General features: G+C 69.5%; 13 protein-coding genes and 1 tRNA gene. 6 read left to right on the top strand and 8 right to left on the bottom strand.

Going from position 1 to position 16,465, the window contains the following annotated elements; all coding sequences use genetic code 11:
• Nucleotides 1-178: 178 nt before the first annotated feature.
• A complete protein-coding gene (locus tag OHT57_RS02535) occupies nt 179-382 on the bottom strand; it encodes a cold-shock protein (RefSeq protein ID WP_328744186.1) in 204 nt (67 codons plus the stop codon).
• A gap of 342 nt (nt 383-724) precedes the next feature.
• On the bottom strand, nt 725-1,108 hold the full coding sequence (locus OHT57_RS02530; RefSeq protein ID WP_328744185.1) for a BlaI/MecI/CopY family transcriptional regulator: 384 nt from the start codon (nt 1,106-1,108) through the stop codon (nt 725-727).
• Nucleotides 1,109-1,237: 129 nt separating this feature from the next.
• On the opposite strand from OHT57_RS02530, the gene OHT57_RS02525 reads away from it, so the two are divergent.
• Nucleotides 1,238-2,725, top strand: coding sequence for a hypothetical protein (locus OHT57_RS02525; RefSeq protein WP_328744184.1), 1,488 nt, complete (start codon nt 1,238-1,240; stop codon nt 2,723-2,725).
• 274 nt (nt 2,726-2,999) lie between these two features.
• Here OHT57_RS02525 and OHT57_RS02520 read toward each other — a convergent pair whose 3' ends face one another.
• Nucleotides 3,000-3,497 carry a universal stress protein gene (locus tag OHT57_RS02520; RefSeq protein ID WP_328744182.1) on the bottom strand — a complete coding sequence of 166 codons (498 nt, stop codon included), beginning with the start codon at nt 3,495-3,497 and terminating at the stop codon, nt 3,000-3,002.
• Between the two features lie 70 nt (nt 3,498-3,567).
• On the opposite strand from OHT57_RS02520, the gene OHT57_RS02515 reads away from it, so the two are divergent.
• On the top strand, nt 3,568-3,714 hold the full coding sequence (locus tag OHT57_RS02515) for a hypothetical protein (RefSeq protein WP_328744181.1): 147 nt from the start codon (nt 3,568-3,570) through the stop codon (nt 3,712-3,714).
• A gap of 6 nt (nt 3,715-3,720) precedes the next feature.
• Here the strand turns inward: OHT57_RS02515 and OHT57_RS02510 are convergent, their stop codons facing one another.
• The gene (locus OHT57_RS02510; RefSeq protein ID WP_328744180.1) at nt 3,721-4,707 is read right to left on the bottom strand and encodes a L,D-transpeptidase; all 987 of its coding nucleotides are present in this window, start codon (nt 4,705-4,707) and stop codon (nt 3,721-3,723) included.
• Between the two features lie 485 nt (nt 4,708-5,192).
• Nucleotides 5,193-5,963, bottom strand: a complete 771-nt coding sequence (locus tag OHT57_RS02505; protein WP_328744179.1) for an NPP1 family protein — start codon at nt 5,961-5,963, stop codon at nt 5,193-5,195.
• Between the two features lie 511 nt (nt 5,964-6,474).
• Between OHT57_RS02505 and OHT57_RS02500 the strand changes: the two genes are divergently transcribed.
• Nucleotides 6,475-6,548, top strand: a tRNA-Met gene (locus OHT57_RS02500).
• Nucleotides 6,549-6,621: 73 nt separating this feature from the next.
• On the opposite strand, the gene OHT57_RS02495 is transcribed toward OHT57_RS02500, so the two are convergent.
• A complete protein-coding gene (locus OHT57_RS02495) occupies nt 6,622-7,026 on the bottom strand; it encodes an Imm32 family immunity protein (protein WP_328744178.1) in 405 nt (134 codons plus the stop codon).
• A gap of 526 nt (nt 7,027-7,552) precedes the next feature.
• Between OHT57_RS02495 and OHT57_RS02490 the strand changes: the two genes are divergently transcribed.
• Both OHT57_RS02490 and OHT57_RS02485 read left to right on the top strand, forming a co-directional pair.
• On the top strand, nt 7,553-7,993 hold the full coding sequence (locus OHT57_RS02490; protein WP_328744177.1) for a VOC family protein: 441 nt from the start codon (nt 7,553-7,555) through the stop codon (nt 7,991-7,993).
• 560 nt (nt 7,994-8,553) lie between these two features.
• Complete coding sequence (locus OHT57_RS02485) at nt 8,554-9,366, top strand: endonuclease/exonuclease/phosphatase family protein (protein WP_328744176.1); 813 nt, start codon at nt 8,554-8,556, stop codon at nt 9,364-9,366.
• On the opposite strand, the gene OHT57_RS02480 is transcribed toward OHT57_RS02485, so the two are convergent.
• Together OHT57_RS02480 and OHT57_RS02475 are read right to left on the bottom strand one after the other, a co-directional pair.
• A complete protein-coding gene (locus OHT57_RS02480; protein ID WP_328744175.1) occupies nt 9,347-13,273 on the bottom strand; it encodes an nSTAND1 domain-containing NTPase in 3,927 nt (1,308 codons plus the stop codon). The two genes, OHT57_RS02485 and OHT57_RS02480, sit on opposite strands and share 20 nt — an antisense overlap.
• A gap of 173 nt (nt 13,274-13,446) precedes the next feature.
• Nucleotides 13,447-14,694, bottom strand: a complete 1,248-nt coding sequence (locus tag OHT57_RS02475) for a hypothetical protein (protein ID WP_328744173.1) — start codon at nt 14,692-14,694, stop codon at nt 13,447-13,449.
• Between the two features lie 658 nt (nt 14,695-15,352).
• On the opposite strand from OHT57_RS02475, the gene OHT57_RS02470 reads away from it, so the two are divergent.
• On the top strand, nt 15,353-16,147 hold the full coding sequence (locus OHT57_RS02470; RefSeq protein WP_328744172.1) for a hypothetical protein: 795 nt from the start codon (nt 15,353-15,355) through the stop codon (nt 16,145-16,147).
• Nucleotides 16,148-16,465: the final 318 nt, after the last annotated feature.

The raw sequence follows: 16,465 nt of genomic DNA, 5'->3' as shown, positions 1-16,465 counted from the left end.
GATCCTGATCCTGATCCTGATCACGGGCTCGGCCGTGCCCGTGACACCGCCCCCCCAGCACCCTCTGTCGCGCACCGAGCCGCCCCACCACCCAGCGCCGGCGTGCTGTCCGGATACAGACGGCGGCAAGGCCCGGCGACCTCGAAGAGGCATGCCGAGCCTTGCCGCATCAGGCAGATCAGACCGGGCGGATGTTCTCCGCCTGGGGGCCCTTCTGGCCCTGAGTGACGTCGAACTCGACCTTCTGGCCTTCCAGCAGCTCGCGGAAGCCCTGGGCGGCGATGTTGGAGTAGTGGGCGAACACGTCAGGACCGCCGCCCTCCTGCTCGATGAAGCCGAAGCCCTTTTCGCTGTTGAACCACTTGACGGTGCCCTTGGCCATGACTGTCTCCTTAGAGGGAAACCGGGCCCGCACCCTGCGTGCCCGGGAGGTGATCGCCCTGGTCCGGAGAGGCGTTGCAACGCAAGAACGCCCGTGATGGCGATCACGGGCGAACGGGACTTCGGAACCACGACTGCTGGATCACGACGCTACACCCGCGGGGCGGTCGCCGCTACCGAGAAGGCGCCAACATCAGGCACAAGATCTTCGGTGCACAAGCCGTGATCATCGCCTACGGCCTTGTACTCACGCGTCCGGGTGCCGAGCCCCGGGTTCACGGTGAGCGGACGGTGGAGATCGGTGTGTCGGCTCTGAGGCATCACCGAGCCGGCAGGGCCGTCGTCATGGCGGGCTCTGACCGAGGAGTTTCCTCAGCGCCCGCGACTCCTCCGTGGTCAGCCCGGTCACGAAGTGCTGGAGCGCGGCGATCGGATCCGCTCCCCGGTCCAGGGCCTCGTGCATGGCCTGCGCGGTCATCTCGGCCTCGTCCCGCGCTGGCCGGTATGCGCCGCGCCGCCCGTCGACATCCCGCAGCACCAGCCCCTTGCCGTAGAGGCGCCTGAGAATCGTGTGCACTGTGTTGTAGGCGAGCCGTCCGCCCAGCTCCACCTGGATCTCCGCCGGGGTTCGGGGATGCTCCACCGCCCAGAGGGCGGCCAGGACCGCAGCCTCCAGCTCGCCCGCACTACGCCGTCCGGGTCTTTCGTGTGGGCCGCTGCTGTGCATGGCGGTCACCTTGCAGACGTGGGAAGTCAGCTTCTCACCCCCATATAACCCTACAAGTCGTAGGGTGTGTTGCGGCCCTGTGGGTTGTAGGGAACCGATCCCTAGAAGAGTCCCGACGAGAGGTGTCACATGGCCGACGGCCCGAACGCCACGACGACCGGCGTTCGTCGCACCGCCCCCTCCCCGCAGACTGCCAGACCACGACGCCCCTGGGGCGAGCCCTGGCTCGCGGCGGTCGCAGCCGCCTTCACGCTCGCCCAACTCTGCCTCGTCCGGCCGGGTCTGGGTCTCGGCTGGGACGAGACGGTCTACGTCAGCCAGATCAGCGGCCACGTTCCAGCCGCCTACTTCAGCGCGCCGCGCGCCCGCGGCATCTCGCTCCTCGTCGCCCCGATCACGTCCTGGTCCGCCTCCACCGCCCTCCTCGGGGTCTACCTCGCCGTCCTTTCCGGCCTGGCCCTCTACTTCGCCCTGCGTGTCTGGCGGGCTCACGTCATGCCACGCGTCCTGGCTCTGGCAGGCGCCCTGTTCGCCTCGCTGTGGGTGACGGTGTTCTACGGCCCCCAGGCCATGCCCAACTACTGGGTCGCCGTCGGCGCCCTGATCTGCGTGGGCTGCTTCCTGCGCGTCCACGTGAACGCACGGGACCGGGCAGCCTGGTGGGGCCTGTTCGCGGGGACAGCTCTGATGGCATGGATGCGCCCGACGGACGCGGTCTATGTGGTGCTGCCCCTGCTGATCCTCTCCCTGCGCCGCCCGCGCCTGCTCCTCGTAGTGGTCGCCGGCCTCCTGGCGGGCGCGGGCGAGTGGGTGATCGAGGCATACGTGAGCTACGGCGGTCTCGCGCAGCGCCTCTCCGACGCCTCCCGTATCCAGGGCGGCCTCGGATGGCACCTGGCGGTCGTCGACCAGCTCCGCAGTCTCGGCGGGCGCACGCTGTGCCGGCCCTGCACCGGCGCTCTCCCCAACCCGGTGGTGAGCCTGTGGTGGTTCGCGCTGCCCCTGCTGGCCGCCCTCGGCACCGTCGTCGCGCTCCGCGCCCGGCGCACGCTGCCCGCCCTGCTCCCCTTGGTCTGCGCCGCCACAGCCGCCGTCCCCTACCTGTTCCTCATCGGCTACGCGGCCCCCCGCTTCCTGCTGCCGGCCTACGCCCTGCTCGCCCTGCCCGTCGCCCAGGGCCTCGCCCACCTGCTCACCGCACCGGCCCCGGGGAGGGCCCGCACACTTGCCGTCAGCCTGGCGGCCGTCGCACTTGCGGGGCATGTGGCCGTGCAGTACCTGGTCCTGGAGCGCACCCTGCACAACTCCGCCGCCAACCGCGCGGACTGGTCCCGCACCGCGGCCGCCCTCCACACACTCGGCGTACGCCCTCCGTGCCTGCTCAGCGGCTATGAGGCCGTCCCGATCGCCTACTACACCGGATGCGGCTCCGCACAGAGCGCAGGCCACGACACCAGCACCACCCGGGCCGAACTTGCCCGGGCCGCCCGCCAGAGGCCCTTCGCCGTACTCGCCCTGCCGGACGCCCACCCGCCCGCTTTCGCACGCGGCTGGCCCGTGGAGCGGGTCGGCGATCTCAAGGCGTATGTAGCTCCCGGAGTACGGCAGGAGCGGTAAACGTGGTGACGGCACCAACTCCGGGCAGCCGCCTGCACTTTCAGCTACGGCGACGGGAAGCCCGTACCGGCGAGCACGACGCTGTTGCGAGGGACCGGGACGGGTTCGGCCTACGTCGAAGCGGCCGGCCGTTCGTGATCAGTATCCGCGTCGTCGGCACCCGGGGGCCGACGACCCCCGGGCCGGTTTGTTGCTTGTCGGCATCGCGCAGGGAGCTGGTGCCGTGCTGTTCGTGGCCGCACTGCGGCCGAAAGGGGGCCGGCGCGGACGGGCGTCAGGGGCGGTGGCCGGATCCGGGAGGGGGCGGGGGCAGCTCGGTGTGCCGCGGCGGGGCCGGCCAGACGAGGAGGACGGGGCAGGGGGCGTGGTCGACGACGAAGCGGGTGGCGCGCCCGAGGCTGTGCGGGCCGGGGCGGGTGGGATCGCCGTCGCGGGCACAGATCAGCAGATCCGCGCCTTGAGCTGCGGTGATGACCTCGCGTTCGACGCGGCCACCGCGTTCCGTGCGGGTGCACGCACGGTCCAGGCGGTCGGCGGCGGTCTGCAGGAGTCGCCTGGCCGAGTCCGCGGTGAGGTGTGCCAGACGGGTGCCGGGGTCGCGTTCGGGGTGGCCGCGGCCCAGGAGGCCGGCGTAGGCGCCGTGCGCGGTTTCACTGATCGTGTGGTCGTGCACGTACAGCAGCACGACCTCCTCGCCCGGTGCCGTACGGGTGAGGGCGGCATCCACACAGGAGGGCCAGGTCCCCTCGGTGATCCAGACGATGACGCTCATGGGGCGCCTCCGGCGCTGCGAACGGGACGGGTCAGATGCCGTGTGTGCCAGCATCCCCCACAGTGCCAGGGTGGAGGCAAGAAGCGCGGCCGGTACGGTCGCCGGGCCGGACCGGGTGCCGTACTCGGGACTGGGGGTCTGGGCGCCCGGTCCGATGATGGCGAGCGGTTCCCCAGCCGTGTTCACGACCGTGAACCGCTCGCACAGCAGGCACTGACGCGCGTCACAGGCTGGCGGTTGTCCCCTCGCCGGACGCGCTGCCCGCGAGCCACTGGTCCCAACCCAGGTTGAAGTCGGCGTAGCCGTTGTCGGCCGGGGCCTTGCCACGGGGCGAGCCGGTGATGGTGATGGGGTCGCCCTGCTTCACCTGACCGTAGAACCACTTGGCGTCCGACAGAGACAGGTGGACGCAGCCGTGCGAGCCGCGCGCGCTGCCGCTGCCCGGGTTCGGGTCGCCGGTCGAGTAGTGGACGTAGGTGCCGGACTGGGTGAGGTGGATGTCCCAGGGCAGTGTCAGGTCGTAGAAGTTGGGACTGCCCTTGTCGCAGCTGATGCCGACGCTGCAGGAGGTCATGTGGACCTTCTCCTGCTTGTCGATGACGGCCATCGTGCCGTCCCACGTCGGATACTCGGCGCTGCCCGCGTTGATCGAAAGAGTGCGCACCGGCCCGCCGTTCCGGGTCACCTTCATGGTGTGGCCGGTCACCGAGACGTCCGCGCGCACGTCGTCACCGATCTTGAAGGTGTGCGTGTAGTTGTGTACGCCATAGCGTCCGTTGCCGTTGCTGACGCCCGTCATGTCGGCGTCGATCTTCACCGTCGTACCGGAGGGCCAGTACGCCTTCGGGCGCCAGTCGGCACGCTTGTCGCCCATCCAGTGCCAGGCGCCGGCCACCGACTGCGAGGCACTCACCTTCATGTGCTTTTCCACTGAGGCCCGCGCCTTGGCCGCCACCGGGTTCGTGAAGATCACCGAGATCGGCATGGCCACGCCGACCGTGGTTCCCGTCTGCGGGGTGATCGTCTCCAGCAGCATCGGCGGTCCTGCAGGCTTCGTCGGTGACGGAGAGGCGCTCGCACTCGGCTTCCCCGACGCCTTCGCATCGTCTCCGCTTGCCTTGTCACTGCCGCCCCCGCCGCAGGCGCTCGCGCCCACCAGCACCACACCCGTGACGAATGCGATCCATATGCTGCCCTTGCGCCGTCCCACGAACTGCCCCGGTCTACTCGTCCTTCGGCCCTGACGGACCCGTCTCCCTATCAGACAGAAAGGGAGCAGGCCGCAGTTGCATACGTCGCGTAAAACGTGTCCCAAGACTTGCTGTCACCGCAGGACGGGGGACGAGGAGGGACCAGGCGTCCCGTCCGCACCCCCACCGGGGGAACGTCGGCAACTCGGCCCTGGCCGTCACCGAGGCCATGACAGGGTCGCGATCCGCCTGTCAGAACGGACCCGAGGCGGTTCGGCGTCGACAAACCGACAGCCTCGAACCTTGTCCGTACCCCGGGGGCCATACCCTGGCCTCGGACTTTTGATCACGCATGCGGAGACGGTCTTCTGCCGTCATCTCCGCCGGGCATTCCCCGACCTGTACGGCGTTCCTGGCGTGGCGACTGGCGCTGGTCCGGATCCGATGGAGCCCCGGACCAGCGACCGTCATGCCCTGCGGACCCGGCGCCGCGCCGGTGTGCGGGTCACGCGTACGGGTCGAACGGGATCTCGCCCGGCTTGGCCTTGTTGAGCGTGTCGTTGAACTTGGAGTCCTGGAGCGGGAGATTGGCGTTGCCCCAGTCGGAGGCGTTCAGGATGGTGCGCAGGTTGGGTGCGAGGTTGTCCCAGGTGAGCAGGTTCTCCTGGTGCCAGGCGCCGGTGTCGTTCTCCGCGGCCTCGCCCCACTTGGCGAAGCGGAATGCGTGAGTGCTGGCGCCGTCCTTGTGGTAGACGGCCATGACCCGCTGGCCGCTCATCGGAACGTCGGCAATGGGGTGGGTGCTGAAGCCGCCGTGCCGGGAGGCGGACAGGTAGGACGGCGTGTCCGCCCCTTGCTGGACCCACACGACCATGCACTCCCAGTCGTGGCGGTGGCCGATGCCCGGGGAAGCCTCGTCCTTCTCGAAGTAGCTGGCGTAGATGATCCCGCACCAGCCGTTGTTGCACTTGGCTCGCGAGTAGGTGTTGGCGTGGTCGAGGTGGCCGCTGCGGCACTGGCCGGTGATGGATCCGGTTGGCTTCAGACCGCCGTTGAGGGTCCCGTTCGGGTCGATGGCGGCGGCCGGGTAGCAGGAGTCCGAGTCGTAGTCGTACACGGGCTCGAAGTACTTCTGGAACGTGGTGGCGTTCTCCGGCAGGTTCTGCAGCACGCCCGCGGAGGCGCTGCCGGCCAGAGTGACGGCGAGAGCCGCGCCGCTGCCCGTGACGGCGGCGGCTCTGACAAGCCGGAAGGTCCTGCTGACGGTTCGAGGCATGGGTGTCTCCATGACGGTGGGGCGAGGTGTACGCGGACATGACATCCCGCGTGTGCAGACAGAGACTGGCAAGTCGAGCGACCGATGGAAGGGCTTTCCGTCAAACTGATGGCGGCATTTTGCCGAACTGATCGACATCCGTCGGGTGATGCGCCGGATGCAGGCGGTCAGGTGGCAGGCCCGCAGGCAGTGCCACACACGCCCCCTGCGAGCCGGCCGACGGAGAGACCCCAGTCCTGCCTCGCGCGACCTTCGACAAGCCCGGCCAGGCAACCCCAGCGCCGCGTACGTCCATGGCCAGGTCGTGCGGTTCGCCAGTTACCTGCACCGCACCCCCGTTGCGCCACCTGGGCCAGGCACGGACATCGAGCGGGGCAACGGGGTTCTGCGCCCCACCCCGGGAGGCCGGCCCACGGCTCCCGCCTGTACACGGCCCCACGCACCACATCCGGGACCCACGGATAAATCCCTGCCCGCCCCTTCCACCTCACGTATGCTGAAACCACACCGACGCGCGGTGGAGCAGCTCGGTAGCTCGCTGGGCTCATAACCCAGAGGTCGCTGGTTCAAATCCGGCCCGCGCTACGAGAACCGGCCCCTCAACACCATGTTGAGGGGCCGGAGTTGTGAGACGGCAACTTCTGTACGGCGGACGTGGTTACGGCATCTGAGCCCGGGTCGGCATACCTCCGTGCGGGCTGTTGACCACCAAGGGCAATGATCCTGGCACCAAGTAGGGATGCTCGGGAAAGTAGTCGATGTGGAGGTGACCGCCGTCCTCGGCGGTGACCAAAGCATGCAGATTTTCGGCCAGGACAGCCCTGGCATGGAGATCGCCGCTGATCACAAGGATCTGCCGCCGGGCGTCAAGTCCGATACGGACACCGGAGTCGAGCGCATTCCTGACTTCGATCCCCGCCAGGGTGCTGCCGTCAGGGGGAGACGCGGACGCGGCGCTGATGAAGCCGTCACCCTCGGCTACCGCCCTTGCCAAGCAAGCCAGTTCTGTCGCCGTCGCGGTGAGATCCACCTCGCCGTAAACGGGGTCGGACACGAGTCTCACGAGAGTCGCTCCTTCAAGGTCGGCCTCCATGATGCCTGCGCAGATCTCTCATCACTCACCCAGGCACGTCGGAGCAACTCGTCCACGTGAGCGGTGGTCGTGCCGTGGCGCCGAGGGGCCAGGCGACGACTGGTGCGGGGGCGAGGAGGACCAGACGGCGGATCGCTGAGGGCGGACGGGTGCGGCGAAAGTGAGCGCGGCACGGGGAACAGCACCCGCCGAGAGTGGCCCGGCACCGTGAAGCAACGGGGGAGGCGCGATGATCAAGCGCGCACGCTGTGCATCGTCGAGGAAACATGGAAAGCGGGTACGGCACACTGCGGCTGATCGTCTTGGCGGGAGCGGTCGTATGTGCCGCACTCACCGTCGGTGCCGGCGCGTACCGTGCGGGTCCGCTGTGGCTACGGCGAGGCGCGAGCCGTTCTTTGAGTTCAACGGTCCGCGGATGTCGAGAACGTGTCACCGGCTCCGTCCCAGGGACATCAGCGGCCACCACCGGCCGCACGAGGAAGAAGGAGAAGCCAGCATGGCGATTCAGCGGATGGACAATGTCGGCATCGTCGTCGAGGACCTGGATGCCGCCATCGGGTTCTTCGTGGAACTCGGTATGGAGCTGGAAGGCAGGGCCCAGGTCGAGGGCCTCGTCGCCGACCAGTGCACCGGCCTCGACGGCGTCCGCTGCGACATCGCGATGGTCCGGACCCCGGACGGTCACAGCCGCCTCGAGCTGGCGAAGTACCGCAGTCCCGCGGTGATCAGTGCCGGGCCGCGCAACAAGCCGCACAACATTGTGGGCACGCACCGCGTCATGTTCGCCGTCGACGACATCGAGGACACCGTTGCCCGCCTGCGCCCTCACGGTGCCGAACTCGTCGGTGAGATCGCCCGGTTCGAGGACAGCTATCTGCTCTGCTACGTCCGCGGCCCGGAAGGCATCATCGTCGGACTGGCCGAGCAACTGGGCTGAGAAGCAAGAACCGGGCCATGCAGCCGAACGGCATCACCGAGAGCGGTGAACCCGTCCGACCGCCAGGAGTTGTAAGCCCGCGACGCGTCCGCCCGGCCTTGTGCGGAACGCCGAACTCGCAAAGGACGGCACCGCCCTGCGCGAGGCTCTCCGCCGCTTCGACGGCACTGGGGCCTGCTCCCGTGTGACGTCCTGACAGCTCCCCGATGCGAGAACACGTTCGCGTCAACTCCCCCTGGGTCGGGGCCCCGTCGGCCAGGTGTGCCTTTGCGTGGTTTCCCTGATGCCGGCGATCCAGGGATTGCGGCAGCCTGGTCCTGGGTGCTGCCCTCAATTCCGGGCCGACCCCCACGGCGGAGCGTGCGGCGCGAGGGAGAAGGAGGACATCAAGGTGAATTGGAGGCCGGCCCGGCGTTCTGCGGATACGGCGTCTTCGGCAGTCTGGGGGCATACCACGGGGAGGGCTCTTTGGTGCGGGTGCTGCGCAGTCGCCGGATCCACGGCGAACCGCTGCTGGTGCGGGGGGACAGTTGATGAAGGCCGGCGTCAGGAGTATCGGCGTGGCTTCCTTGAACGTCTGTTGCGGACTGTCCAATCCGCTTCCGCCGGTGAGGCAGCGGGCGGTCGAGTTCTGTCGCCGCCTGGAGCAGGCGGACGTGGACGTCGTGAATTTCCAGGAGGTGTGGACACCAGGGCTGTTGAGGCTCCTGGGTCGGCACCTGCCGTCCTTCCCGTTCGTCGCCCGCGGCACGGGAATGCTCGGTCAGCCGGCCGGAGGGCTGGCCTCCTTTTCCAGGACGCCCCTGACGGCGGCCCGGTACCACTCGTTCCGTGGTACCCGACCGTCGACGGGAAGCTGGTTGTTTCGCAGCGCGCTGGCGCTCAGCAGCCGTCTCCAGGGGGTACTGACCTTTGGAGTGTCCGGCCACCGGACGGTGGTGGGCAATGTGCATCTGACCGCGAACCGGGACGGGGACTGGTCGACGGGCAACCGGCACGAGGCCCTGCAGGCGGGGCAGTTGAGGAGGGTGCGACAGGTACTGGACGAAGCGCGAGGTGATGACACGGAGCTGGTGATCGCCGGCGGTGACTTCAATCTGCCGAGCGGGTCCGCCCTGTACGAGGCGATGATGGACGCCGACATGTGGCGGGACCCCTTCGCCGCGGCGGACCTGCCGACCTTCCACGCCGAGCTGCTGCCTGCCGGTGCGACGGCCTACCGGGTCGACTATCTGCTCGTCCACGGTGACCCCGGTCGCTGTCCGGTCATCGGAATCGACCGGCTCTTCACGGAGCCGGTTGCGGTGCCGGCGGCGGGCTCGACCTTTCTCTCGGACCACGTGGCGCAGGTGGTCAGGATCGCAATCTCCTGAGCTTGCCGCTCATGGTCCGCAAGGCCGCAACGTCGAGCCGTGCGCCACCCGGATACGCACCGGCGGACGCCCGTCTTGGCGACGACGCCCCACCCGCGTGGGCGGCCTGGGTTCGGCCCGGGGAGTGGCCCTCGTCCGGTGCGTTGTCCCTCGGGCACACGCTGCGGTAGCCGGCATCGGGGATGAGGGTGTGCCATTGGGTGGGGGAGAGGCTGCCTGCGGTGCGCGCGCAGATTTGCGCGACCGCGTAGGACGGGGTGACGGGGTACGTCCGCAGGGGTACGTGAGTGCCGGCGCTGTACAGGGCGCTGCCGTCGGGGTTGAAGGCGAGGGCGGTGATGCCCTCGCCGGGGGTGGTGACGGTGCTGAGGGCCTGGTGGCTCGCGGTGTCCCAGAGTTGGAGCGAGCCAAGGTCGCCGGCCACCGCGAGGGTGTTGCCGTCGGGGCTGAAGGCCAGGGCGCTGACGGTCTCCGGGGTGCCGCCCGCCAGGGGGGCGGGGAAGGTGTTCGGCAGGACGGCGAGCCGATGGCTGAGACCGGCGTCCCAGAGGGTGACGCGGCCGGAGGCGTCACCGGCCGCGGCCCGGGAGCCGTCCGTGGTGAAGGCCAGCGCCTCCACTTCGTCGCCCCGGCTCAGCGCTTGCTCTCTGCTCGGGCCGGTGGGCAGGGCGGTGACGTTGTTGCCGACGACGAGCAGGCGGCCGTCGGGGCGCAGAGCCAGTGTGGTGTTGTGCAGGTCGTGCAGTACTGACGTCCGGCGGTGTCGTTCGGTGTTCCAGACTTCGGCGTTCTCGTCGGTGGTCTGGGGTCGGACGGCTACCAGGGTGCGTGCTCCTGGGCCCAGGGCCATCGCGTCCACCGCTGTGTCGGGGGCGGATGCGGCGAGGTCCAGCGTGGTCCGTGTGCGGTCGCCGGACAGGTCCCGGATTCGGACGAGCTGGCGGGTCGTCACGCGTCCCGGTGCGGAGATCCCGTAGGCGAAGGTGGTGCCGTCCGGGGCGAAGGCCATCAGGGTCTGGGCGTAGTCCGTGATGATCGGGCCGCTGCTGTCGGCGGGGGTGGGGAGCGGCACGGTCGGGAGGGTGCGGAGCAGACGTCCGTCGCTGGTCGTCCGCAGCCGGAAGACATAGCCCCCGTCGGACTGTTCGGCGGTGGCGAGGGTATGGCCGTCCGGGCTCAGCAGCGCGTTGTTCAGGGGGTTGCCGTGCCAGGCGGGGGTGACGGCCGCCCCCAGGTCCAGGGCGTGCACCGAGCCTGCTTCGAGGTAGCGCAGGACCGGCTTGGCGGGGTCCCAGGCGAGGGCGCTGGATGGCTGGCGGCCGTTGAGGTCGTGACGGAAGACGGGCGAGTCCGGTGCGGACAGCCGCCACACCGCCAGCCGGCTGGAGTCCGTGGTGGCCAGGAACTTTCCGTCCTGGCTGAAGGAGGCGGAGGAGGCGTCGGCGGAGGAGATGTCGGCGATGAGCCGTCCGGAGGCGGTGTCCCAGACCCGTATGCCGGTACGGGAGACCACTGCGAGCCGGTCGCCTGCCGAGTCGAACGCAAGGAGTGAGTTGGCGTCGCCGCAGTGGTTCTCACCGGCGCCCGTCCAGCCGCCCGTGAGGTCGCTTCGGCGGCCTGTGTCCAGGATTTGGAGCGGGCCGCTGACGGGGCAGACGGCGACCAGTCGGCCGTCGGGGGTTTCGGCGATGCCGGCGTCGCTGGGGGTCTGCGCGTGGAGGAGGACATGGCCGTCTGTCACCGAGCGCAGGTCGAGCCGCGGTTCGTCGATTTCACTCGCGAGGTAGGTGTGCGGGTCGCTCGCGAAGGAGGGCAGGTACCGGTCCGGCACGGGATGTGGTCCTCCGGTCCAGTGGCCCGCCGGCAGGTCCCACAGCCGCCAGCCGGCGCCGTCCGGCAGGTCGAGGGCGAGGACGCGGCCGTCCGGGCTGCTCGCCAGGGCCGGACTCGACGGCAACCGCCCGGAGTCGATCTTCCGGTGCGTGACCGTGTCCCAGGTGTGCCACGTACGGCCGGTGGCGCTGAGCAGGACACGGCCGGAGTCGGTGAGGAAGCGTGCGTCGGCACCCGGCCCGGGATCGGTGTAGACATCGTCCTCGGGCATCGTCATGGCCCCGAGTAGCGCGGCTCGGGTCTCCGGGAGGGCGGCGATCCGCCAGGCGGCCACGCTGAGCAGCATGGCGGTACGCGGGTCGGTGGTGTGCATCGTCAGGGCCGTCTCGGCGACCCGGCGGGCTGCGGTGTCCTCGCTGTCCCGCACCTCGGTGCCGTGCTGCCGCCAGGCGACCAGGCCGGTCACCAGTGCCACAGCCAGCAGGGCGGAGAGTGCCGCGAACAGCCGGCGGGTCCGTTTCCTCGTGCGGGCCGCCGACCGGTGTTCCTGGTCCCGGACGTCCAGGGCTGTCGTCAGGAACGCCCGTTCGGCGGGCGTGAGGTCGTCGTGCTGTGGCTGTTCCTGCCCTCGTGCCTGCCCCTGTCCTGGGAAGAGTTCGACTGCGCGGTCCAGGCGGGCTCCCCGGTAGAGGGCTCCGTGGTCGTGGCCGAGTTCGTGCCAGGTGCGGGTGGCATCCGTGAGGTCGCGGTGGCGGCGCAGCCGTTCACGGTCCTCGTCGATCCAGCCGCTCAGCCGCGGCCAGCAGCTGATCAGCGCCTCGTGCGCCAGGTCCACCGCCGAGCCGTCGAGGCAGAGCAGCCGTGCTGCGGCCAGCCGTTCCACGACCGTGGGAAGTTCGGGGTCGGACCACTGGTCCAACTCGGCACGGGTGGCCGAGCGCCGGGTGTCCGGGGTGCCCTCACCGGGGACGACCAATCGCAGGAGAAGCCGACGGGTGGTGCGAGCCTGGGCCGGTGTCAGCGCGCCGTACATCCGTTCCGCGCTGGCGGCGATGGCGCCGTGGACGCCGCCGACCTCCTCGTACCCGGCGAGTGTCAGGATGCGGCCCCGCCGTCGTCGCCAGGTCTCCAGCAGGGCGTGGGAGAGCATGGGCAGCCCGCCGGGCTGGTCGACCACCTCCTCCACGATCCTGGCGGTCAGCTCCCGCTCGACGACCAGACCGGCCGCGGCGGCAGGCCCGGTGACTGCCTCCCGTAGCTCGGACGGGCTCATCGGCCCCACCAAAAGGCTGCTGTGCCGCAGCGCGTCGGCAAGTTCGGGCACCTCGGCGCACCGGCCGTAGAAGTCGGCACGCATCGCGATCACCACGCTCAGCCGGGAGGCAGGGTCCCTGGCGGTGAGGAGCAGGTCGATGAAACGGCTGCGTTCGGCGCGGTCCCGGCAGAGGGTGAAGACCTCCTCGAACTGGTCGACGATCACCCAGCTGTCCGGGTCGCCGTCCCGCGGTGCCAGCAGGTGGCCGTACGTGGCCGCCGGGCGCTCCCCGGGCGTGAGGATGCGCAGCGCCACCGGGCGGCCCGTACGCCGTGCGGTCTCCTGGGCGGCCGGGACGAGTCCCGCCCGCAGCAGGGAGGACTTGCCGCTTCCGGAGGGTCCGAACACCGCTCCGAACCGGCGCTCGCTCACGAGGTCGAGCAGGTCGCTCACCAGGCGCCCGCGGCCGAAGAACAGGGCCCGGTCGCCCGGTTCGAAGCGGGCCAGCCCCCGGTACGGCGACTTCTCGGCGCCGTCGGCCTCCGCGTTGTCGCGGGCGGCCGTCTCCTCGGCGGCGACCTCCTCCGTCGCGGTTTTCCAGCGCAGTTCCCACTCGGCCGGGTCGGCATCGCAGGCCTGCGCGTATGCCCGCACCACCGCCGACGACGGCAGCCGTTCTCCGGCCGCCGCTCGTGCCAGCGTCGTCACCGACGCGCCCGTTCGCTGTGCCATCACGCGGTACGAGGGGCTGCCCGCGCTCTGCCGCAGCTCACGCAACTCGTGTGCGAACCGCTGTGTCGGACCGGCGGCAGGGTCCACCGGGCGTTCAGGACGACCCAATCCAGCTCTCCGAAACAAACAGGAAACATCAGAAAGCGGCAAAAAGCCGCACGGTTCCCGCACTATGACTGAGCCGGCCGGGCACACGCAACGGCCGGGCCGGTGACATGGATCACCGGCCCGGCCGTCAGCAGATCAGAGGAACCGACGTCTCACGCGTGCTCGTAGACGGAGATGTGGCTCCTCCAGTGGGCGACGGTGTCGGGGATGTAGGTGCCGCCGGGAGGAGTGATCAGGAACTGGTCGTCCTTGTTCTCCGGGTTGGCCGCGTAGGTGAGTCCGTCGCAGGAGACCGCCCACCGCTGCACGTGGGTGGCGTCCTCGTCGAGGCACTTGCCGTTGGAGGCCATGAGCTCGTCGCCGTCGGCGAACCACCACTGGCGGGAGTCGCTGTAGTTGCACGGAGTGAGGGCGACGTTGTAGCTGGTGTTGGTCAGGCATTTGCTGCCCTGGCCGATCAGATAGCCGATGGCGCCGTCACTGTTGGTGTGCGGGGTCTCGGCGACGTCCCAGTTGTAGTACGGGCTGTTGTAACTGCCGGAGTACAGGTCGTCGTGCACATCGCTTCCGGCAGCATGGGCGGGGATGCGGAACTGCACGCCGCCGGCGATCGGCTGGCCCCGCTTCTCGGCGATGGCGGGCTCGATGGAGCCGCCCCCGGTGTAGGCCGTGGGGAAGGCCCACGCCGTGGTGTGCGTGAGGATGTACTCCGCGGCGTTGTTGATGCTGCCCACCATGGTCGGGCCCACGCTGCCGATACGCTTGCCGACGGACTTCAGGGCCGGGCCGATGCTCTTGAAGGTCGCCCGGACACCTCTGCCGACGTAGGCCTCGTCCAGCTTGTCGAGGCCGGAGAAGGCGAGCATGGAGGCCGTCGCGTCGAAGAAGGCACCGCCGACGCTCTTCCAGTCGAGGTAGCCGTCGGTGAGGTACTGGAAGGCCAGGGCGCCGGTGAACCCGCCGACGAACGAGGCGAAGCGCACGCCCCACTTGCAGCCGACCGGACCGGTGAGCGAGCAGATCAGCGTGGAGGCGAGGATGGTGATCGCCGCGTCCACGGCGATCTCCACCCCCCGGGCGGAGATGTAGGACCAGCCGGCCTGCGCCGCCTTGTGCAGCTTGCTCGCGCAGCCGGCGGTGGCCTCCTTCTTCTTCGCGGTGACGACCTCCGCCTGCCGGCCGGTCAGCGTGTAGGACGCGGCGGACACGACGACCGGCCCGTTCGTCGTGGGGCGGGCCTGCTTGCCGTAGGCGGCCTCGATCGCGTTGACCGAGTCGTCACAGATCTGCGAGACCGACACCCGGGGTGCCGCTGCCATGCGCGAGGGCGCTGTGAAATCCATGACGGTGGTGATCACTGCAGCGACCAGGACCGCGATGAGCAGCGTTCGTATCGGCACCCGTCCTAGCGGGCGTCTGGAAACCCAGGTCAGCATTGGAGAGCTCCTTGGAGGCGGGGACTGCGGGAACAGACCTGATCCTTTGCCGGCCGCAGTTGTTCCAAAAGCCCCCCGCCGGGCCCGAAACAACTCCACGACCTGGGCAAAGTCTCTTCACCTCAGCCCGTGAGCACCCCCGCGCGGACTCGCACTTCCCGTGGACGCCGGCGATTCCACCGCTCGCTGGAATCTGCTGCGCGCGATCGGGATCACGCTTCTCGGTATGCCCTGGGCGTGATGGAGCCGCGTTGCCGGCCCATGGCGGATCGAGCAGCGGTCGGCCGGCGCAGGTGGCCTGAACACGGCCATCCGCACCGTGCGACCCGGATACGCTGTCGGCTCGGTTTCGGGGATGGGGGCAGCGGTGACCGGTGGCTACGACGCAATCCGTGAGTTGGCGGTGCCGCCGGGCCTGGGAGCAGTCGTGGATCTGGCCCCGGCGCACCATGGCGAGCGACCCTTGTGGCTGGTCCTGGACGAGGACGGGGCGATCAGCCGGTGGGACGCAGCAACTGGTGATCACGAGGTTGCCGGGGCGACAACCGTTCCGGCGGAACCCGACCACGAGCCATGGAACGGCCGTCTGCTTCGCCGGCGGCTGCACGCCTCCCACGACGGCATGTTCGCCGCGGTGGTCAACGACTACGGTCGGTTCGGTGAGGTGATCGACCTGCGGACCGGCGAGGTCACGCTGGCCCTGGACAACCAGGGCTATCACGAAGAGACCGTGCCGTTCTCACTGGAGTTCGGCCACAGCCGTGGGCGTTGCGTCGTGATCCACCGCACGGACTGGAACCGCCTGGACGTGTCGGACGCCCGAACGGGCATGCTGCTGACTGACCGGCCGTCCCCTGAGCCCGCAGCCGAAGATGCCCCGCCGGAGCATTACCTCGACTACTTCCACGGCGCACTGTCTGTAAGCCCCGACGGCAGGCGGATCCTGGACGACGGCTGGATTTGGCATCCCATCGGCGCCCCCATTGTGTGGGACCTTGACCCATGGACCCAGGGCAACGTGTGGGAGTCCGAGGACGGTCCGAGCCGAGTCGACGTGTGCAGCCGGGCGTACTACTGGGATCACGCCATGACCTGGATCGACTCTGTGCGGTTGGCCGTAGAGGGAATCGGCGATGACGGCCTCCACATGCGGCCCGGAGCAAGGATCTTCGACACGAGTCGAACGGGTCGCGACGCAATGGCCGTGGAACTTCTGTCGTTCGAGGGTCCCACCGGCCCTTTCTTCAGCGATGGCACCCGCCTGTTCAGTCACGGCGACATCGGTCTGTCGATATGGGACCCGGTCGAGGGAAAGCTCCTGGGCGCGGTTCCCGGCGTCTTTCCCACACACCACCACCCGGACGCCCGGCAGTTCCTGCAACTCGCTGACGGTGTGGTCCGTCTGTGGACCGCGTGATCGGTCGCGTCCCCTCTGTAGGTCGGGATGCCGTTCTTATCTGCGCAGGTTCCTCCGAGAGCTCCACGCGGCTGTACCGGATCGCCGCACGGAAGGACGGCCCTCGCAGTCCAAGGTGCAGTGCGGTGCCCTGCGCCGTGAGGTCACGTATGGCTCCCGGCTTCGGTGCGGTGGCAGCCGTGGTTGTCTCGATGCCGGTGGCCTCGCACAGTCGGCACTGCTCCTGGCTGGAGTCCAGATCACGAAGGCGGTGCGACGCTGCGAAGCCGGGTCGTGTGAGACCGATCGACGGGCGTAGCGGACGGCCGCCCGAGGACC

Origin of the sequence: Streptomyces sp. NBC_00285 (assembly GCF_036174265.1) — a bacterium.
Taxonomy (GTDB): Bacteria; Actinomycetota; Actinomycetes; order Streptomycetales; family Streptomycetaceae; genus Streptomyces.
Note: the sequence above shows the minus strand (reverse complement) of the source record. Positions and strands in the feature narration are given on the sequence as shown.